This window comes from Lacibacter sp. MH-610 (genome assembly GCF_045780045.1).
In the GTDB taxonomy this organism is placed as follows: Bacteria; Bacteroidota; Bacteroidia; order Chitinophagales; family Chitinophagaceae; genus Lacibacter.
Window position 1 is genome coordinate 1,704,599 of record NZ_CP116002.1, and the last position, 20,395, is coordinate 1,724,993.

Below are 20,395 nucleotides of genomic sequence, written 5' to 3' on the forward strand. Positions count from 1 at the left end.
TCATATAAAATTAGTTTATGGCAACATTTCAGTTAACAGCACAGCAGGTGGCTGAGTACCATCAAAAAGGATACCTTATTGTGCGTAATTTTTTAACGCAGGATGAAGTGCAGAAATTACACGGCATTGCCATTGAAGATGATGCTATGCGTAAGCACTCCTTTGATCTCAATGATCAATCAGGCAAAAAAACAAAACTGGCATTATGGTATAAGCCCGGTAATGATGCGTATGGGTTACTTACGAAAAGCAATCGTATGATTAACTCCGTGCATCATCTGCTGGATGGCGAGGCGCCTGTTTGTCATTTTCACAGCAAACTCATGCAGAAAGAGCCAAAAGTGGGAGGAGCCTGGGAATGGCACCAGGATTATGGTTACTGGTATAAGAATGAATTTTTATTTCCGGAGCAAATGATGAGTGTGATGATTGCGATTACCGATGCCAATAAGGAAAATGGCTGTTTGCAGGTAATTGAAGGTACGCACAAAATGGGCCGTGTTGAACATGGTTTTGCCGGCGAACAGGTGGGGGCATCACAACATTATGTAGACCTTGCATTAAAAACAATGCCGCTGGTATATGTGGAACTGAAAGCAGGTGATGCTTTGTTTTTTCATTCCAATATTTTACATAGGAGTGAGGCCAATACTTCTGAACATTCAAGGTGGAGTTTAATTTCTGTTTATAACCGCAGCAGTAATGTGCCGTATAACGAACCATCCGGTCACAGTATAATACCAGTAGAAGCGGTGCCTGATGAAGCATTGCTGCAATGGCAAACAACCGGACTTGGAGATAACGCTGATTTTCTGGAAAAAGAAAAAGATGAAGCATTGAAATAATTCCCTGCATCAAACAACGTGAATATGATTAAATATTTTTCAGCAAAACCATTATGGCCGCAAACTGGTTTGGCGATTGTTCGCATCATTACCGGGTTGTTTCTTATCTATCACGGGTTGGAGCTTTTTTCTGCTGCAAAAATGAATGCGTATTTACAGTGGGATCAATTTAAAAGTGATTTTGGAAAAGCCATCACATATGCAGGAAAGACAGCAGAACTAATAGCAGGAATTTTATTAGTACTTGGTTTGTTCACACGAATTGCCTGTATACTTACTGCCGGTGTGATGTTATTCATTTCATTCAAATTGGGTAATGGTATAGTTTGGTATAATGATCAGCATCCGTTTTTATTTGTACTGATTGCTTTGGTGTTCTTTTGTGCCGGACCGGGCAACTGGAGTCTGGATGCTAAATTGTTCGATAAGAAATAAATGTTTATCATGAAGGCTGTTGCTTTATTCATTTCGTTACTGATTACTGTTGCTGCTACAGCACAACAGAAAACATACTGTAATCCCATTAATCTTGATTATGGCTATACGCCCATTCCCAACTTCAGTGAATGGGGGCGTCATCGTGCTACTGCTGACCCTGTGGTTGTAAACTATAAGGGTGATTATTATTTGTTCAGCACCAATCAATGGGGGTATTGGTGGAGCAATGATATGCTTAACTGGAAATTTGTGTCCAGAAAATTTTTACGTCCATGGAATGAAGGCTATGATGAACTCTGTGCACCTGCTGTTGGTATTATTGGTGATACCATGATTGTGTTTGGCTCTACCTATACAAGACAGTTTACGATTTGGATGAGTACAAACCCTAAAGCCAATGAATGGAAACCGTTGGTTGATAGTTTTGATATCGGCGGTTGGGATCCTTCGTTCTTTACAGATGATGACGGTCGCCTTTACATGTACAATGGCAGTAGCAATAAGTTTCCCATGTATGGAGTGGAATTGAATCGTACAAACATGCAACCTATCGGTACAAGAAAAGAAATGTATGTGCTGGAACCCTGGCGTTTTGGATGGCAAAGGTTTGGTGAGCATATGGATAATACGTTTTTGGATCCGTTTATTGAAGGAAGTCATATGACTAAGTATAATGGTAAATATTACTTACAATATGGAGCGCCGGGTACAGAGTTCAGTGGCTATGCTGATGGTTTATTGGTAGGTACTTCACCATTAGGTCCGTTTGAACCGCAGAGCGACCCGTTGAGTATAAAGCTTGGCGGTTATGTACGTGGTGCAGGACATGGTGCTACCTTCAAAGATAATTTCGGGAATTACTGGCATATTTCTACAACTGTTGTTTCGGTAAAAAATACATTTGAACGAAGGCTGGGAATATGGCCCACCGGTTTTGATAAAGACGGAACGATGTTCTGCAACACCACTTTTGGTGATTATCCGCATTACATTCCGGCTGCAGGTATCAATGGTAATGAATATGGGAAAGACGGCAAGTCGCCCTACTTCACCGGATGGATGCTGCTCAACTATAACAAACCGGTACAAGTATCATCAACATTGGGTGGATATGTAGCCAATCATGCAGTAGATGAAATTACCAAAACATACTGGAGTGCTGTAACAGGTAATAAAGGTGAATGGATTCAAACAGATTTGGGAAACCTATCAACTGTCAATGCCATTCAAATCAATTATGCTGACCAGGATGTAGAACAAGACCGCTTGGGTAAACGCACAGACCAATATCATCAGTACAAACTCTATTACTCTCTTGATGGAAAAAAATGGAATGTATTGGTTGATAAAAGTCAGAATAATACAGATGTGTCGCATGAGTATGTGGAGTTGAATAAACCTGTTGAGGCCCGTTATATAAAACTGGAAAACATACATATGCCCACCGGTAAATTTGCTATCAGTGGTCTGCGTGTGTTTGGCAACGGTAACGGAGCAAAGCCAGGCAAAGTAGATGGGTTTATTGTGTTACGTACGGAAAAAGATAAGCGTAGTGCTTTCATAAAATGGAGACCGGTAGATAATGCGTTTGCTTATAATATTTATTACGGCACCCATCCTGATAAGTTATACACCAGCATTATGGTGCATGCAAATAATGAATACTGGATGAAGGCGATGGATTCGCAGAAAAACTATTATTACTGTATTGAATCAGTAAATGAAAATGGTGTAAGTGAGCGTAGCAAAGTTATAAAAGTGGAATAAATGATGAAGTATTGTTTTAGCCTTTTATTGGTTTGTTTTATAAATGCAGTATCAGCACAACCTTATGCTGATGAAATTGCTGCATTCAAAAAAATGGACAGTATTTCTTTTCCGGTTCGAAATCAAATTTTATTCATTGGCAGTTCATCGTTCCGTTTGTTGCGGGATACCAGTACTATTTTTCCCGGCTATGCTATTTTAAACAGGGCATTTGGCGGCTCTACATTGGAAGATGTAATTCGCTGGAGATATGAAACCATCTATCCCTATCAACCCAAGCAAATAGTCATGTATTGCGGTGAAAATGATCTTGCCTCTTCTGATACGGTTACTGTACAAGTAGTGGTGAAGCGTTTCAAAACTTTGTTTCAACTCATCAGAGCAAAATATCCGGCTGTTCCTTTTGTATTTGTTTCCATCAAGCCGAGTCCTTCAAGGATTCATTTGATCAATAAAGTAAAGGAAGTCAATCAAATTATACAAGCTTATTTAAAATCAAAACCAAACACAAAATTTGTGAATGTGTTTGATGCCATGCTGAATGCAGATGGAACACCTGATGAAACCTTGTTCAAAGAAGACAGGTTGCATATGAATCCAAAAGGATATGCTATCTGGAAGCAAAAATTAATGCCGGTATTACTGAAATAAAATAATATGAGAAAATATGTATGGTTATTGCTAGTTGTTTTCACACAATATTCCTGTAAACAGGAAGTAACAACAACTTCAATTGCATTTGGTTCCTGTGGTCATGAAGACGAAGAGCAGCCCGTTTTGTCGTTAGCTGCTGATTATAAACCGGATGCTTTTGTTTTCCTGGGCGATAATATTTATGGTGATACGGACAATATGGATACGATGCAGCATAAGTACAATAAACTCGGCAGTAAGCCGGAGTTTCAAAAAATACGTGCTGCTGCAAAACTGTATGCCATCTGGGATGATCATGATTTTGGTCGTAACGATGCAGGCAAATGGTATCCGTTCAAAAAAGAGTCAAAAGAAATCTTTCTTAACTTTTTTAACGAGCCTGCAGCGAGTGAACGCAGAAAACATGAAGGGATCTATCACACGGAGTATCTTACAAAGAATGGGAAAACCATTCAATTGATCTTATTGGATGTTCGTACATTCCGCAGTGATTTGTTATTGTTTGATAAAAAGAACAGCGAGTTACAGCAACGTTATTTTTATCCGTTGGATTACCAGCCACATGCTTCAGCAGACAGTACCTTACTTGGTGCTGAGCAATGGAAATGGCTGGAAGGCGAATTAAAGAAGCCGGCTGATTTACGTTTCATCTGCAGCGGTTCCCAATTTGCCATTGAATTTAATGGATACGAAGCATGGGCCAATTTTCCACATGAGCAAAAGAAGATGACTGATTTGATTAAAAATACAAAAGCAAACGGTGTTGTTTTCTTAACAGGTGATGTGCATTATGCAGAGATATCAAAATTGCAGGAGCCTGGTTTGTATCCTTTGTATGATATTACTTCCAGCGGCATTACTTCTACCTGGAGTTTTGCTACGCCTAATAAAAACCGTATCGAAGGACCGGTGATGGATAATCATTTCGGGTTGATAACGGTAGAATGGAAAGCAGATCCTGTTATCAAAATGCAGATTATTGATAAAAATAAGAATGAGCGGATTGAGTATACTTTAAAGAAAAGTGATATCAGTTTCTAATAGATCATTTATTGCAATCAACATAAAAATTAACCACGATGAAACAGTTAATAATTGCCTTTTTTCTGCTTACTGCAGGTGCAGTTCGGGCACAGCAACCGGCTGATATGAAAATGAAAGCTTTCATTGATGCTTTAATGAAGAAGATGACGCTGGAAGAAAAAATTGGCCAGTTGAATTTACCGGGCAGCGGTGATGTTGTAACGGGGCAGGCTTCTAATTCTGATATCGGCAAAAAAATCAAAGAAGGGAAAGTAGGCGGATTGTTCAATATCAAATCAGTAGCTAAAATTAAAGCCGTTCAAAAAGTAGCAGTAGAAGAAACACGTTTAAAAATTCCGTTGATCTTCGGAATGGATGTAATACATGGTTATGAAACGGTGTTTCCTATTCCTTTGGGATTGAGTTGCAGTTGGGATATGCAGTTGATAGAACAGACTGCACGCATTGCAGCAATAGAAGCAAGTGCCGATGGTATTTGCTGGACATTTTCTCCCATGACAGATTTATGCCGTGATCCCCGCTGGGGACGTATTGCGGAAGGCAGTGGTGAAGATCCTTATCTCGGTGCACAGATTGGTGCAGCGATGGTGCGTGGTTACCAGGGAAAAAATCTGGCAGCCAATAATACTATATTAAGTTGTGTTAAACATTTTGCATTGTACGGTGCATCAGAAGCAGGAAGAGATTACAACACTACAGACATGAGTCGTTACAGAATGTACAATGAATATTTTCCTCCTTACAAAGGTGCAATAGATGCAGGTGCAGGCAGTGTAATGGCATCGTTCAACGAAATTGATGGCGTGCCTGCAACAGCCAATCGCTGGCTCATGACAAACGTATTGCGTAATCAATGGGGCTTTAAAGGTTTTGTTGTTACAGATTATACAGGTATTGGTGAGATGACCAGTCATGGAATAGGAGATACCCCTGCTGTATCAAGAGCAGCAATAAATGCAGGCATTGATATGGATATGGTGAGTGAAGCATTTCTTACAACATTAATGCAATCAGTAAAACAAGGAAAAGTTACTGTTGCACAAATTGATGCTGCTTGCAGAAGAATACTGGAAGCAAAATATAAGCTCGGTTTGTTTGATGATCCGTATCGGTATTGTGACGAGAACCGTGCAAAGACAGAAGTGTTTACTCCTGCACACAGAAAAACTGCAAGAGAAACTGCTGCACAAAGTTTTGTGTTGTTAAAAAACAATCCCCTCCCTGGAGGGGTAGGGGTGGGTATTCTGCCTTTAAAGAAATCAGGTACAATTGCATTGATTGGACCATTGGCTGATAATAAAGAAAACATGCCCGGTACATGGGCTGTAGCAGCAAGATTCAATGAAGCTATCACTGTATTGCAGGGAATGAAAGAAGTAGCAGGTAGTAACGTAAAAATATTGCATGCAAGAGGAAGTAATCTGGATGCAGATAGTTTGTTTGAAGAACGGGCAGGTATGTTTGGCAAATCATTGCGGAGGGATAGTCGCCCTGCTGATGTAATGATTAAAGAAGCAGTGGATATCGCCAATCAAAGCGATGTGGTAGTAGTAGCTGCTGGTGAAAGTGCAGAAATGAGCGGTGAAAGCAGTAGCATAACGGGTATTGAAATACCACAGGTACAAAAAGATTTAATTCATGCGCTGTTAAAAACAGGAAAGCCTGTAGTGTTGGTATTGTTTACGGGCCGGCCATTGGCTATTAAATGGGAAAGTGAAAACGTACCTGCAATACTTAATGTGTGGTTTGGTGGTAGTGAAGCAGGTTATGCTATAGCTGATGTGTTGTTTGGAGCTGTAAATCCATCCGGTAAGTTAACCACAACATGGCCGCAGAATATTGGCCAGGTGCCTCTGTTTTACAATCATAAGAACACAGGTCGTCCTTTAACGGGAGAGTGGTTTCAAAAATTCAAAACAAATTACCTGGATGTGACCAATGATCCAGTATATCCATTTGGTTATGGTTTGAGTTATACATCATTTTCTTATGGTGATGTAAAACTCAGCAGCACTTCTTTAAAAGGCAATCAGGTACTGAAAGCATCTGTTACAGTAACCAATACCGGAGCTTATACAGGTAAAGAAGTGGTACAGTTGTATATACGTGATTTAGTGGGCAGCGTAACAAGACCTGTGAAAGAATTAAAAGCATTTGAGAAAATAGAGCTCAAAGCAGGCGAATCCAGAACAATTACGTTCAACATTACCCCTGCCGATTTAAAGTTTTATAACTATGATTTAAAATATGATTGGGAAGCAGGTGAGTTCGAAATAATGATCGGTACTAATTCACGAGATTTGAAAAAAGGCAAAGTGAACTGGGTCAAGTAGGTAAAGTATCAGATGCATAAGAACGATATCTTTTATAATTAACAAATGATAGGTTTAGTTCGACAGCAAGTGGTTATTTGATTAAGGTTCTTGCTCCTGCAGGAACTAAAAAATCCTGGTCATTTGCTTCACGAATAATACTATCTTTTAAGCTCTTTACGTATAATATTTTTGAGTTGGTATTTTTGAATATAGAATCGCCAATCTCAATGTCAAAATTATTTTGAAAACTATAATAAAAAGCAAATTCAGTTTTTTCTTCTCGTATTGTTATTAAATAGCCTGCTTCTCGTTTTTGTTTTGCTATCGAAATGACTCTTCCTGAAAAAGAAGAGCTTTTAGTAGTGATCCAAGGTCTGATGAACATAAAATAGCAAATAGCAATAAATAAGCTTAAGCCTAAAATACTTAATACTGTTTTGTACGTCATATTATTTTTTAACAAGATTAAGTGTTATAATAATTCTTTTTTCAGATAATTCATCATCCACACATTGATAGCCCATTGATCTGCTAATGGTTCTTTGGTTGATGGATGATGCATCATATATGGAGCCGGGCCAAACTCCGGTGTAATTGTAAGAACCTCCTTATTGTTTTGTATATGATGCGTTGCAATAGATTTCCACCATTGGAGATGTGTTTGCAGCGCATCATTCCATTCCGGTAGGGCTGGATCAATCACCTGCGCAGCTTGTGTATGCCCTACACGTGCATGTATATGAACGGTATGTTTGATGGCAAGTGAAACAGCTTCCTGCTGATCTTCTAAAAAACTTTCGGCCACATTACACCAATGCGAAAAATCAGCCGTAATGTTGAGTGATGGAATTTGTTCTAAATATTGTTTGGTAACATGTGCAGCAAACAAAGCTTTATTGCGGTGGGTTTCATGTGCTACAGCAATTCCTGTTTCTTTTGTAAAGGCGGCAGCAACATCAAACAACTCCTTGTTTTGTTCAAATGAAAAATAGTCCTTTCCTGTTTGTGCATCTATCTTAACAGGGTTCAGTTTTGCAAGATGATGCAGGTGAAACAGGTAAGCCTCCTTATGTGCGGTGAAATCTTTTTCAAATGATTGCCAGTATTGACCGGTGAACAGAAGTTGATGTTGGTGCAAAGCTGTTTGCATCGCTTGCCTTTCACTCTCATCAAATGGCACACCGGCTTCTACGCCATCAAAGCCTGCTTGTTTTACTTTGCTGCAAAAAGCATCACAGCTTAATGATTCACTTCCCCAGCGGGGACAAAAGAATTGAAGGTTCATGCAATTTTAATTCAATAAAAGAAAATGAAATCAACTGTTCAAGGTAAGTAAATAATCAAACAGGTTCACTTCAGATCCAATACCCAGTTTTTTACGCAGCCGGTAACGGCTGATTTCTACTCCACGTACAGAAATATTCATCAATTGTGCAATTTCCTTGGTAGAAAGATTCATGCGCAGGTACGTACACAACTTTAATTCATTACCGGTAAGATTGGGGTGTACCTGTTTTATCCGAACCACAAAATCACTGTTTACTTTATCAAAGTGTTTGGTAAAGTTTTCCCACTCTTCATCCATATGCTCCTCTTCGCTGAGGGATTTGATCATTTTTTTAATTTCAGAAACAGCCTGCTCGTTTTCAATACGCTTCATCATCTGCGCAAGGTCGGCTTTGATCTTGGTGAGCAATTCTCCTTTTTTAACGAGGTGCATAGCTGCAGAAGCTACTTCTGAGTTTTTAAAGTTGATTTCTGCTTCCAGTTTCTCATTTCTCAATGTTACCAGTTCACTTTCTGTTTTGCTGCGTTCCAGTTCATGAATGTATTTGAGCTTTTGTTGCTCTGCTTCAAATTTTTCCTGTTGCTCTATAAATTTTTTCAATTGCCAGCGGTAAAGCGCATAAAACAACCCGATCAGTAATAAGGCATAAAACAATTTAGCCCACCAGGTGGCATACCACGGTGGTAACACCTTAAAAGTATACGCAGCAGGAACAGATTCATTACCAAGACTATTTCTCACTTTTACCTCAAAGATGTATGTGCCTGCAGAGAGGTTGGTATATTCTTTTTCTGTTCGGGCGCTCCACTCACTCCATTCATCAGAAAAACCTTTAAGCCGGTAACTGTATTCCAGGTTGGTTTGTACACCAAAAACGGGGGAGGCATATTCAAACTGTATTGTTGTCCATTTATGGTTTAAAACCTTTACCTGTTCTTTTGGTTGAAGACTGGTGTCATTAGCAGCTGTATAATAGCCACCAAACAGTAAACTGTCTCTCTGTTGTGTAATGGTTACTTTTCTTACCTGCACACTTAACGAAGGCAGTGTGCGTTTGTATTTATTATAGTTGATGTGATAAAACCCCTGTCCTGCACCTAAAAAAATATTCTGTTCATCCAGCGGATAGATCAACTCAAAACCACTCAGCATTTTTGTTTTGAGTTCCGGCAGGTAAATCACACGGGGCTGTTGTTCTGCAAAATCAATAACACCGAGCGTTTTTTCATGAATGAACCAAACGTTTCCGTTTTTATCTTCCTTTAAATAGCGGATGCTGAGTGTGCCCAGTAGTTTATTGTAAAAAGCGGATGGTTCAAACAGATCTTTTGCACTATTGTAAATGTAAACTCCTTTTTCAGTGCCTACTACGATTTCATTTTTAATTGTAAACACATGATTGTTCAGTACAGAGGGTAATCCTTTTTTGTCAGTATAAGTAACAATAGCATTGCTGTTGTTTTCCGTTTGAATGCGAAACACACCATGAAACGGGTGTGATATCCACAGTTGATTATTTTTATCAAGAGTTGCATAGCGGGAGGATTCATCAAATCCTGTCATTCCGCCGGATGCTGTAAACTGATTGCCGTTATAGTCAAAAAACCGGATGCCTTTGTAATTACCAGCAGCTATCCGGGGTGAAGGAAATACAGGCGAAAGGGGAATGAAATTCCAGAAGCCTGGTTCATTGCTGATAGCTTTGGCATTATTGTTCTCAATCGTAAACGCTCCTTCATGATGGCCCATTAAAACGCTGTTATTTACTTCACTCAGGTTCCATACCTGTCCTTTAGTATTATTCACAGCAGAAAAACTGCCTTTACTGAAACTCAGATCTTCAACATCCTGCAACCGCACGGAAAATAAACCGGAAGAAGTACCGGCCAATAATTGTTTCCCCCGTATCAACATGGCATAGCCTGATGCTTCCTGCAATAACGGTTTTATATGTTTGATGGCGCTGTTGTAAGCAATAAAATCAATACCATTATCAAGACCCAGCCACAGGTTGCTTTGCCGGTCGCTGAAAATGCTCAGTACATTATTATTCTGCAGTTGTTCTGTTTTTGAAAAACTTTGGATGATGTGGCCCGTACTGTCAATAATAAAAACACCCCGGTTACTGGTTGCTAATGCAATGCGGTTGGCATCAATAGTGGCAGTGGCATAAATGCGGGCATCAGCAAAAAGCTGGTTGTTAGGGGATGGTAATAGCCTTGCGCCATTACTGTTGAGCAAAAGCAGCCCATTCTTTAGTGTAGTTAATAAAGAGGTTCCGGGTTGTAAGGCATGAATGCCGGTAATAAAATCTGCAAATGGCAATTGATTGTTTTCAGCAACCGGTTGCCAGCTGTTATTTTTAAAGACCAATAACCCGCTTTTAATATCCTGGGCGTACACCTGACCGTTAGCGCTTCCCATAAATACCCATTTTCCAGGTGCTTTTACTGAAAGGATGGAGCCTTGGTTATAGCTGAATATATAATCCTCACTTCTGAAAAAAATGGTTTGCCCCTGGGGAATAATTTCCCATATATCACCAAAAAGCTTTTCAGCAGGCTTGAGTAAGTTGGTTAAAGAAATGAATTGCAGTTGCCCGTTTTTGGCAGGAATGAAATAACCAAGTTCATCCTGCCCCCCGGCGTAAATATGATTATCCGGACCGATGGCTATTGAACGCACAATGGTTTTGTTAGGCAGAGGGTAAAGATTCCAGAAATGCCCGTCAAAGCTTAACATCCCTTCGTTGTTGGCTATATAAATAATACCATTTCGGTCCTGCTTAATGTCCCAGTTCTGAAGTCCGCCTTTATAAAGAAGCTTAGTATAATTCACAACTTCGGGCAGGCCAATGGTATTTTGGCCAAGAATTGTAATTGGCAGGCAAAGCAATAGCAGGATCTTGAACATTCCTATTCCCGGTTTGGATTGTGAAAGTATAAAAAAAAGGCGTGATGTAGTAATGATGTAGTGATTTCAGCCTAAAAATCAGCAATTTGGAAACAGTGATGTAGTGTTGAAGAGCTGTTTTTTTTGACTTCTGTAGGGTTAGGGATATAATTTTAGAGCAGGAATTTTTTCCTAAAAAACTTCCCAAAACTATTCGATTATGAAATTAAAAAACGCATTGCTGAGCCTTGTGCTCCTATTGGGGGCATTTGCTCAACTTTCCATGGCCCAGAGCCTGACCGTGGCGGGCAAACTGTCCAACAAAACAAACGGAGAAGCCCTTGCAGGTGCTACGGTTGTAGTGGAAAGTACAAAAGTATCTGCCATTTCTGACGGCAACGGTCAATTTACCATCAGTGCTCCCAAAGGAGCTGTTTTGGTCATCACGTATGCAGGTTTTCAAACATTACGGTACACGGTTACGGGTGCCGGAAATGTAGATCTCCAGATGGAACCCGGTGCTAATAACCTCAACGAGGTAGTAGTAATTGGTTACGGAACTCAGAAAATCACAAAGATTTCTGGTTCCATTGCTACTGTAAAAGGGGCCGACATAGAAAAACTCAAACCGGTACGTACGGAGGAAGCCCTCCAGGGACGTGCAGCTGGTGTAAACGTGATCCAGGGTGGTACCCCCGGTTCAAAACCTACGGTGCTCATCCGTGGTATCCCTTCTTTCTCCGGTACTGACCCCATCGTTATTATTGATGGTGTGCCGCAAACACTCACTGACTTTAACTCCATCAACCCGGCTGATATTGAATCTATCAACGTTTTGAAAGATGCGGCCACTACAGCTATTTATGGTGTAAAAGGGGGTAATGGTGTTATTGTAGTTACTACCAAGAGCGGCCGTAAAAATCAAAAAGTAGATATTACGTTCAATGCCAACTATGGACAGCAGGAAGTGATCAATACCATCGGGGTATTGAACGCAACTGAATATGCAGCTATGATTAATGAAGGAAGCACAGTTGCCGGCGGTCCGGTAATCTTCCCTAATCTTTCAACACTCGGTGCAGGTACTAACTGGCAAAAACAAATTTTTGAGCGGGCTACCTTCCAAACCCATAGCATTGCTGCAAGAGGTGGTTCCGATAAGATGTCTTATTTCCTTTCTGCAGGTTTTGTAAACCAGGGAGGTGTTGTTGGTGGTGATGATAAGTCCCGTTTCAACCGTGGCAACTTTACCGCAAACCTCAATTTTGACATCACTAAGAAATTCAAATTCATTTTGAATACTACAGCAGTAATCCTGGAAGGAAAAGGTATCCAGGAAAACTCATTCAACAGTGTGTTGGGTAGTGCTATCAACTTTGATCCCACTGTTCCTGTATTAAATAACGTACCTAATACAGTTGGTAAATATGGTTTCAGTAACCTTATCTTATCTGAAATCTTCAATCCTTTAACCAAACTGGAAAATACCTATAACAAAAACGTAGGTAATAAACTCTATGGTAAGTTTGAAGCACAGTATGATGTACTCAAGAATTTAAAACTTACCTCCCGTTTTGGTTATACCAAATATGATGGAAATGCAAGATCATTTAACCCGCTTGTTTTCTACGGTCCGTTTAACGTAGATAACTCCATGAATGCAGATGGCTCCACTGTAACCGGCAGGTTCAACAGTGTGGCGCATGAAAAAACAAGCAATTTTAATTACACATGGGAAACTTTCGGCAACTATAATTTCAATATTAAGGATGACCATACGTTTGAAACTGTTGCAGGTTTTGCATTGTCAAGAACAGCAGGAAATGCAGCCGGTGCCACCCGCCAGGATGTGCCTTTCAACTCCTGGGAGTTTGCTGATTTTACAGCAGCAACCGGAAACAATACTGCTACCAACACTAATGCAATTACAGGCTATTATTACCAGTATTTCAGAAGAAACATTTCTTACTTCGCTCGTGTTAACTACGATTATAAGGATAAGTACCTGGCTTCGTTTACCATTCGTCGTGATGGTTCTTATGCGTTCGGTAGCGAAAATAAATTTGCCAACTTCCTTTCCGGTTCTGCCGGCTGGGTGGTTTCCAATGAAAATTTCTTTACCTCCAAAACCATCAATCTCTTAAAAATCAGAGGTAGCTATGGTTCGATCGGTAACGAAAATGTAAATCCACAATTTGTAGGAATTGAAACAGGTGGTTCCAGCTACGGACCTACAGCAAACAGTAATGGTTATACGTTTGGTGATGTATTTTATCCCGGTTCTACAGTTGCTTCTGCAGCTAACAATGCGTTGCGTTGGGAAAAACAAATTCAGGCAAATATTGGTTTTGATATCACACTCTTCAACAGAATTAACCTGAGTGCAGATTATTTCCAGAAAGAAGTAGATGGTTTGTTATTTACACCTTCAGCTTCTCTGTACCTTGGTACAGTTCCTATTCCTACAGCTAATATCGGTTCTACCAAAAGTGCCGGTTTTGATATTACGTTGGGATACAATGGTAATATTGGTAAGAAATTCAAGCTTAACACAACTGTTACTTTCACTACTGCCCGCAATGAAGTAACAGCTACCAATGATGACGGTACGGCCCGTATTCTCGGCGGTTACTATTTCAATGGTCAATCACAAAGTGTAACTGTATTTGAAAAAGGACAAACACCTGGTTATTTCTACGGCTATAAAACCATGGGATTATTTCAAAGTGCAGATGAAATCACTAAAGCTCCTTCACAGAACGGTGCACAACCCGGTGATATCCGTTTTGTGGATGTAAATGGTGATGGCGTGATTAACGCACAGGATCAAACAAAAATTGGCGATCCCTTCCCTGATTTTACCATGGGTTGGAATGTAACATTAGAGTATAAAGGTTTTGATTTTAATGCTTTCACTTATGCTTCTGTTGGTAACGATGTGTACAGAGCTTATGAGCGTAATGCCAACTATACAAATAAAGCACGTGATGTACTGGCACGCTGGACCGGACCAGGCTCTACCAATGATGCAAGGTACCCCCGTTATTCATTTACAGATGGTAACAGTAACATCCGTGTATCAGACAGATATGTGGAAGATGGTTCCTTTATTAAATTAAAGAACCTGCAGTTAGGATATACATTGCCTGCTTCTGCTACCGGAAAAGTATTCAGCAGAGTGAGAGTTTATGTGCAGGTACGTAATGCCTTCATCTTTACCAAATACACCGGCTTTGATCCTGAAATACCCGGCGGTATCCTGGATACAGGTGTTGACCGTGGCGCTTATCCTCAACCAAGAACTTACTCCATTGGTCTTGATATTAAACTTTAATGACAGCAAAACTCATGACTATGAATAAGAAAATAATTATATACTCAACGCTTCTTCTCACACTCTTTTCTTCCTGTAAGAAATGGGTAGACTATAATCCAAGAGAAGATTTCAGAATTACTGAACTGGATTATTTAAAATCAGAATCGGATTACCGCACCATGGCCATCAGTACCTATACGCCCATTCAGTGGATGACGTACATGACCATGATTGGTGATATTGCTACCAATAACTCAGTAAGTGGTGGCGAAAATGCATCAGACGTTTTATCTTTCCAGCAGATTGATGATTATACACATACGCCTATCAATGCTAACTTAACTGAAGTATGGCAGGCGGCTTATGAAGGGATTAACCGTTGCAATTACCTGCATCAATATAAAGATGCCAATCCTGCCGGTGAAACAATCAATTTTGCAGGTAAAGATGCCTTGTATGGTGAAGTGTATTTCCTGCGTGCTTTTTATTATTTCTCTTTGGCTAAAATGTTTGGTGATGTGCCTTTGTTTGTAGACAAGCGTTTAAGCCTGAGTGATTCCAGAAAACTGCAACGTGCTCCCAAGGCAGAAGTGTATCGCCAGGTAGAAGCTGATTTGCAGCGTGCAATAAATACTTTGCCTGCCATCCAGGTGCAAAAGGGACGCATCACCAAATATGCTGCACAGGCATTGATGGGTAAAGTGTTGTTGTATCAAAATAAGTATACAGAAGCAATTACTTTCCTTCAGCCAATTATTGATGCCAATGCGTTTTCATTAGTAAGCAACTTTGGTTCTATCTTTTTAGCCAGTGGTGAAAACGGACCTGAGTCTGTATTTGAAATTCAGTATTCCAATACTTCACCTTATTATAACTGGGGCGGTGTTACAAGAGGTCAGGGTAACCTGGCTGTACAAATGTGCGGCATCAGGGGCCTGAATGGTTCTTCAGCCATGCCTTATGCATCCGGTTGGAGTTTTAACCTTCCTACGCAGCAACTGGCCAACGCTTATACAGCAGGTGATCAACGTAGAGCAGTAACCATCCTGGATATTGAAGCGTATAAGAATGCGAATCCTTCTTTCAATATTACCTACCAGGTAGCGCCTTATAAGAACACAGGATTCTACAATCAAAAGTATCATCCACGCAAAGGTGAAACTTCAGGACAGGTAGAGTTGAATTATCTTAACAATTACAGAACCATCCGTTACGCAGATGTTTTGTTGATGGCAGCCGAAGCTTATACCAAAGCAACGACTCCCAACTTTACAAGAGCACAAACTTATCTGAACCTGGTTCGTCGCCGTGCATTTGGTAATAATAACAATGATATTACTGCTACCGGTGATGCATTGTACCAGGCAATTTTAGATGAACGCAGATTAGAGTTTGCAATGGAAGGTGAATACTTTTTTGACCTGGTGCGAACCAATCAAACGAATAAGATCACCGGTTTTGTAAGAGGTAAACATGAAGTATTTCCTATTCCTCAAGTAGAAGTGGATATTTCAGGTTTAAAACAAAACCCAGGTTATTGATTCATCACACCAAAACTGAACAATCATGAACGCAATAAAATCATTCTTCGCTATCACACTCCTGTTTATTACGGTAACAGGGTGTAAGAAAATGGACACAGATGACGTGTCGTTTATTGAAAGTGCTAAAAGTCCTGAGCAGCTTTCGGCTTTATTTGAAATTACACAGGACAATACCGGTAATGTTACCATTACGCCTAACGGAACAGGTGCTGTTTCATATGATGTTTTCTTTGGAGATGGTACAACAGCCCCTGCTAAGGTAGCTGCCGGTAAAAGTGTAACACGTAAGTATGCAGAAGGTAACTATAATGTAAAACTGGTAGCTTACAATGTTACCGGTAAAACAACCGAAGTAACAAGACCGCTTACTGTTACCTTCCGTGCACCGGAAAATTTAGAAGTAACAGCAGTTGTTGATCCTTCTAATAATTACAAACTGGATGTTTCTGCAAAAGCGCAATATGAAACATTCTTCAGAGTATATTTTGGTGATGTGCCCAATGAAATACCAAAATCTTTCAATGAAGGTGAAACTGTCAGTCATATCTATGCAGCAACGGGTACTTATACAGTAAGAGTAGTTGCCTTGAGTGGTGGTGCAGCAACTACAGAGGTTACCAAAACCATAACCATTGTAGATCCGGTATTATTGCCGATGACTTTTGAATCCTTAACGGTAAACTATGATTTCATAAACTTTGGAGGCGGACAGGTAACTGTTCTCAACAACCCACAGAAGTCTGGAATTAATACCAGTAACAGGGTTGGCCGTATGGTGAAAAATGCACCGGAGCCATGGGGTGGCAGCGTAATTACATTAGGTGCGCCTATCAATTTCTCTTCCAATAAAATCTTTACAATGAAAGTATATTCTCCACGTGTAGGTGCACGTGTACTTTTAAAAGTGGAGAATCTTACTGATGGTGGAGTGTTCTTTGAAAGAGAAGCAACCTCAACAGTTGCCAATGCATGGGAAGAGCTGGGCTTTGATTTCAGTGCTATTAATACCTCCAATAGTTATCAGAAAGTAGTGTTGATTTTTGATTTGGGAACACCCGGCGATGGTTCTGCTAATTTTACATGGTTGTTTGATGATATCAGGTTAACCAATTCACTTCCAGATAATCAGTTGAAACTGCCGGTTACGTTTGAAAGCGCAACTATCAATTATGCATTTACCAATTTCGGAAATGCTACCAGTACGGTGGTGAATAATCCACAGGTGAATGCAGGCAATGCCAGTGCAAAAGTGGGACGCCTCAATAAAGCCAATGGTGCAGAAGTATGGGCAGGTTCGTTCCTGGAACTGGCAACACCCATCAATTTCGCCACTTTGCAAAAAATCAAAATGAAGACATGGTCACCCAAGTCTGGTATTACAGTTAAAATGAAACTGGAAAACCTTGCCAATCCCGGTATTAATATTGAACGGGATGTGGTGAACACAACTGCCAATGCATGGGAAGAACTCGTATTTGATTTTACAAGCATCAATAATGCCAATAATTATCAACGTCTCGTAGTGTTCTTCGACTTTGGAAATGGTGGTGATAACTCCAACTATTATTTTGATGATATTAATTTAACGGATGCTGTTGAGCAATTAGTGTTGCCTATAACATTCCAGTCTGCAACATTGCCTTATGCGTTTACCAATTTTGGTAATGCCAGCTCAACTGTTGTTACCAATCCTGATCAGAGTGGAATCAATACTTCAACAAAAGTGGGTGCTTTAACAAAAGCCAATGGAGCTGAAGTGTGGGCCGGCTCTTTCCTTGAATTAGCTACGCCTATTGATTTTTCAGTATTGAAGACCATTAAAATGAAAGTATGGTCGCCAAAGGCAGGTGCAGTTGTAAAAATGAAACTGGAAAAATTGTCTGATCCCAATGTAAATATTGAAAGAGATGTAACTGTTACCACAGCTAATGGCTGGCAGGAACTCACTTTTGATTTTACCGGCATCAACAATGCGAATCAATACCAGCGCCTGGTAGTGTTCTTTGATTTTGGAAATCCGGGTGATGGTGCCATCTATTACTTCGATGATATTCGATTAAACTAAAAACTAAAAGTCATGCTTAAACATATCAGAACAACAATCTTTTTATCAGCTGCAGTACTTTTAGTTACTGCCTGTAAAAAAACAGAGTATAAGTTTGGTGATATTAAGGCGCCTGAAAATCTTGCATTAACCACAACGGTTGTAGGTGTAGATGCCTCCAATCCTAATGGTAACGGAAGCGGACAGGTAGTGATCAATGCCACTTCACAAAACGCCCTTACCTACAATATTGATTTTGGTGATGGCAGAACGCAGGTGGTACCATCCGGAAGCCTTACTTATAAATATGCTACACCGGGTACCAATGATTACACGATCACAGTAAATGCAGTAGGAACCGGCGGTGCTATTTCTACCATCAGTAAAAGAGTGAAAGTGTTTGTAGCTTTTGAAATTCCTACGGTTATTTTAAATGCATTGACCGGTGGTACTTCTAAAGTTTGGGTAACAGATAAAGATGCTCCGGGGCATTTTGGAGTAGGGCCGGCAGCTTTGTTTGAACCAATCTGGTATTCAGCTCCACCTAATACAAGAGAAGCCTGTGCTTACGATGATGAAATCACGTTTTCAAAAGATGCCAATAACAATGTATTTATGGCTATTGATAACAAAGGTCAATCATTCTCTATTGGAGCTGCAACAGGATTCTATGGTTTTGGCGGTGGAGATGCCTGCCTGGGCATAAACCCAGGTACCAACAAAAAGCTGGTATTTATGAATGCTACTTCGGGTTCTACACCGGCTGTGTCAACCGGTATCCAGTTTGATGTGCCGGGTAATGGTATCATCAATTTCGGCACGGGTGGTACAACCTATGAAATTCTTTCAATTACGCCCACGCAAATACATCTGCGTAATATTGGAATTGATGGAAATTCATGGTATCAGAAATTGAAAGTGAAGTAACCGGGTATGGTCATTCATTCGCCAAGAATGAATGACCGTATTTTTATATCATTCATCAAATAAGCTTGTATGAAAAATTGCATTCTATTGTTTTTTGTGGTGCTCATCAGCTTTTCCTGTAAAAAGAAAAGTTCGGGTGTTACAGATACAGCACCATCTAACCTCAATTTATCAGCTGTTGTGAGTACGGATAACAGTGGGAATGTAGAATTTACTGCCACTGCCACTAATGCTGTGAATTATGAATATGATTTTGGGAACGGCGTGTTTCAGAATGTGCCCTCCGGTAAAGTAACTTACAAATATCCTGCATCAGGAAATTATACTGTGAAGGTTACTGCAAAAAGTTCCGGTGGTCAATCTGTTTCAAAAACTATCAACATAAGTGTAGCAGTTGCATTAACATTGGTATGGGCAGATGAGTTTAATACACCCGGTGCACCGGATGCAGGACGTTGGAATTATGATATTGGTACCGGTTCTAACGGTTGGGGTAACAATGAATCCCAGTATTATACCAATCGACCGGAAAATGTAGTGGTATCAAACGGTACTTTAAAAATTACGGCACGCAGAGAGTCTTTCAGCGGTAGTAATTTTACATCTGCCAGGATCATAACAAAAGATAAATTTTCATTCAAGTACGGTAAAGTAGAAGCAAGAGCTAAACTACCTGTTGGTATTGGTACATGGCCTGCTATCTGGATGCTGGGAAATAATATTTCAACGGTAGGCTGGCCCGCCTGTGGTGAAATTGATATTATGGAGCATGTAGGCGCTCAGTTAAATAAGATTTACGGTACTGTACACTATCCCGGTTTTTCAGGTGGTAATGCAGTAGGCGGAACAGTGAATGTAAGTAATGTAACTACAGAGTTTCATGTGTACGCTGTGGAGTGGACTTCTGCCGCCATTAAGTTTATGGTAGACGGAACTACATTTTTTACATTTAACAATACTGCAGCCCTGCCGTTCAATCAAAACTTTTTTATGATCTTAAATGTGGCCATGGGAGGGAATTTTGGTGGTACGATTGATCCGGCCTTCAACAGTTCAGCAATGGAAATTGATTATATACGAGTGTATCAATAGTCAGTTTCGTTTTTACTCATAATCAATAGAAAGAGTGAGTCGTGTTTCTTTTTCTAATTAAGCATCTCTCACTCCTTTATTAGTTCTTATAAGGAAGTATGTAATAAAGAACTGGTAGGAATCTGGCCGGATACAGAACAAAAATATAGTCATGGCCTTTGAGGTAATTACAACAGATTATATGAACCTGTAAGCAAAAAATGATTGTGTTTGTGTTTAAAGTCCTCCT

At 40.0% G+C, this 20,395-nt stretch carries 14 protein-coding genes; 11 read left to right on the forward strand and 3 right to left on the reverse strand.

Going from position 1 to position 20,395, the window contains the following annotated elements:
* The first annotated feature begins 17 nt into the window (after positions 1-17).
* The 6 genes from PDL71_RS07850 to bglX are packed head-to-tail and all read left to right on the forward strand — an operon-like array spanning position 18 to position 7,081.
* Positions 18-845: a phytanoyl-CoA dioxygenase family protein gene (locus tag PDL71_RS07850; RefSeq protein WP_407527702.1), complete on the forward strand. Its 828-nt coding sequence runs from the start codon at positions 18-20 to the stop codon at positions 843-845.
* A gap of 24 nt (positions 846-869) precedes the next feature.
* Entirely contained in the window at positions 870-1,280 is a 411-nt protein-coding gene (locus PDL71_RS07855) for a DoxX family protein (RefSeq protein WP_407527705.1), read from the forward strand.
* A 9-nt stretch (positions 1,281-1,289) separates the two neighbouring features.
* Positions 1,290-3,050 (forward strand): family 43 glycosylhydrolase, encoded by a 1,761-nt coding sequence (locus PDL71_RS07860; protein WP_407527708.1) that lies wholly within the window; start codon positions 1,290-1,292, stop codon positions 3,048-3,050.
* Positions 3,051-3,701: a GDSL-type esterase/lipase family protein gene (locus PDL71_RS07865; protein WP_407527711.1), complete on the forward strand. Its 651-nt coding sequence runs from the start codon at positions 3,051-3,053 to the stop codon at positions 3,699-3,701.
* 6 nt (positions 3,702-3,707) lie between these two features.
* Positions 3,708-4,745, forward strand: a complete 1,038-nt coding sequence (locus PDL71_RS07870; protein WP_407527714.1) for an alkaline phosphatase D family protein — start codon at positions 3,708-3,710, stop codon at positions 4,743-4,745.
* A 38-nt stretch (positions 4,746-4,783) separates the two neighbouring features.
* On the forward strand, positions 4,784-7,081 hold the full coding sequence (gene bglX / locus PDL71_RS07875) for a beta-glucosidase BglX (RefSeq protein WP_407527716.1): 2,298 nt from the start codon (positions 4,784-4,786) through the stop codon (positions 7,079-7,081).
* Between the two features lie 73 nt (positions 7,082-7,154).
* Here the strand turns inward: bglX and PDL71_RS07880 are convergent, their stop codons facing one another.
* The 3 genes from PDL71_RS07880 to PDL71_RS07890 are packed head-to-tail and all read right to left on the reverse strand — an operon-like array spanning position 7,155 to position 11,264.
* Entirely contained in the window at positions 7,155-7,511 is a 357-nt protein-coding gene (locus tag PDL71_RS07880) for a hypothetical protein (protein ID WP_407527718.1), read from the reverse strand.
* Between the two features lie 24 nt (positions 7,512-7,535).
* Complete coding sequence (locus PDL71_RS07885; protein ID WP_407527721.1) at positions 7,536-8,348, reverse strand: sugar phosphate isomerase/epimerase family protein; 813 nt, start codon at positions 8,346-8,348, stop codon at positions 7,536-7,538.
* Positions 8,349-8,378: 30 nt separating this feature from the next.
* Complete coding sequence (locus PDL71_RS07890; protein WP_407527724.1) at positions 8,379-11,264, reverse strand: triple tyrosine motif-containing protein; 2,886 nt, start codon at positions 11,262-11,264, stop codon at positions 8,379-8,381.
* A gap of 199 nt (positions 11,265-11,463) precedes the next feature.
* Between PDL71_RS07890 and PDL71_RS07895 the strand changes: the two genes are divergently transcribed.
* The 5 genes from PDL71_RS07895 (at position 11,464) to PDL71_RS07915 (ending at position 20,166) form a co-directional block, all read left to right on the forward strand.
* The gene (locus PDL71_RS07895) at positions 11,464-14,577 is read left to right on the forward strand and encodes a SusC/RagA family TonB-linked outer membrane protein (RefSeq protein WP_407527727.1); all 3,114 of its coding nucleotides are present in this window, start codon (positions 11,464-11,466) and stop codon (positions 14,575-14,577) included.
* A 20-nt stretch (positions 14,578-14,597) separates the two neighbouring features.
* Positions 14,598-16,100: a RagB/SusD family nutrient uptake outer membrane protein gene (locus tag PDL71_RS07900; protein WP_407527729.1), complete on the forward strand. Its 1,503-nt coding sequence runs from the start codon at positions 14,598-14,600 to the stop codon at positions 16,098-16,100.
* Between the two features lie 25 nt (positions 16,101-16,125).
* The gene (locus PDL71_RS07905; protein ID WP_407527731.1) at positions 16,126-18,168 is read left to right on the forward strand and encodes a hypothetical protein; all 2,043 of its coding nucleotides are present in this window, start codon (positions 16,126-16,128) and stop codon (positions 18,166-18,168) included.
* A gap of 12 nt (positions 18,169-18,180) precedes the next feature.
* Positions 18,181-19,074 (forward strand): PKD domain-containing protein, encoded by an 894-nt coding sequence (locus PDL71_RS07910; RefSeq protein WP_407527734.1) that lies wholly within the window; start codon positions 18,181-18,183, stop codon positions 19,072-19,074.
* Between the two features lie 69 nt (positions 19,075-19,143).
* Positions 19,144-20,166, forward strand: coding sequence for a family 16 glycosylhydrolase (locus tag PDL71_RS07915; protein ID WP_407527736.1), 1,023 nt, complete (start codon positions 19,144-19,146; stop codon positions 20,164-20,166).
* Positions 20,167-20,395: the final 229 nt, after the last annotated feature.

Coding starts and splice junctions, on each gene's coding strand:
- PDL71_RS07850 (WP_407527702.1), top strand. CDS start 18: ATGGCAACATTTCAGTTAACAGCACAGCAGGTGGCTGAGTACCATCAA.
- PDL71_RS07855 (WP_407527705.1), top strand. CDS start 870: ATGATTAAATATTTTTCAGCAAAACCATTATGGCCGCAAACTGGTTTG.
- PDL71_RS07860 (WP_407527708.1), top strand. CDS start 1,290: ATGAAGGCTGTTGCTTTATTCATTTCGTTACTGATTACTGTTGCTGCT.
- PDL71_RS07865 (WP_407527711.1), top strand. CDS start 3,051: ATGATGAAGTATTGTTTTAGCCTTTTATTGGTTTGTTTTATAAATGCA.
- PDL71_RS07870 (WP_407527714.1), top strand. CDS start 3,708: ATGAGAAAATATGTATGGTTATTGCTAGTTGTTTTCACACAATATTCC.
- bglX (WP_407527716.1), top strand. CDS start 4,784: ATGAAACAGTTAATAATTGCCTTTTTTCTGCTTACTGCAGGTGCAGTT.
- PDL71_RS07880 (WP_407527718.1), bottom strand. CDS start 7,511: ATGACGTACAAAACAGTATTAAGTATTTTAGGCTTAAGCTTATTTATT.
- PDL71_RS07885 (WP_407527721.1), bottom strand. CDS start 8,348: ATGAACCTTCAATTCTTTTGTCCCCGCTGGGGAAGTGAATCATTAAGC.
- PDL71_RS07890 (WP_407527724.1), bottom strand. CDS start 11,264: ATGTTCAAGATCCTGCTATTGCTTTGCCTGCCAATTACAATTCTTGGC.
- PDL71_RS07895 (WP_407527727.1), top strand. CDS start 11,464: ATGAAATTAAAAAACGCATTGCTGAGCCTTGTGCTCCTATTGGGGGCA.
- PDL71_RS07900 (WP_407527729.1), top strand. CDS start 14,598: ATGAATAAGAAAATAATTATATACTCAACGCTTCTTCTCACACTCTTT.
- PDL71_RS07905 (WP_407527731.1), top strand. CDS start 16,126: ATGAACGCAATAAAATCATTCTTCGCTATCACACTCCTGTTTATTACG.
- PDL71_RS07910 (WP_407527734.1), top strand. CDS start 18,181: ATGCTTAAACATATCAGAACAACAATCTTTTTATCAGCTGCAGTACTT.
- PDL71_RS07915 (WP_407527736.1), top strand. CDS start 19,144: ATGAAAAATTGCATTCTATTGTTTTTTGTGGTGCTCATCAGCTTTTCC.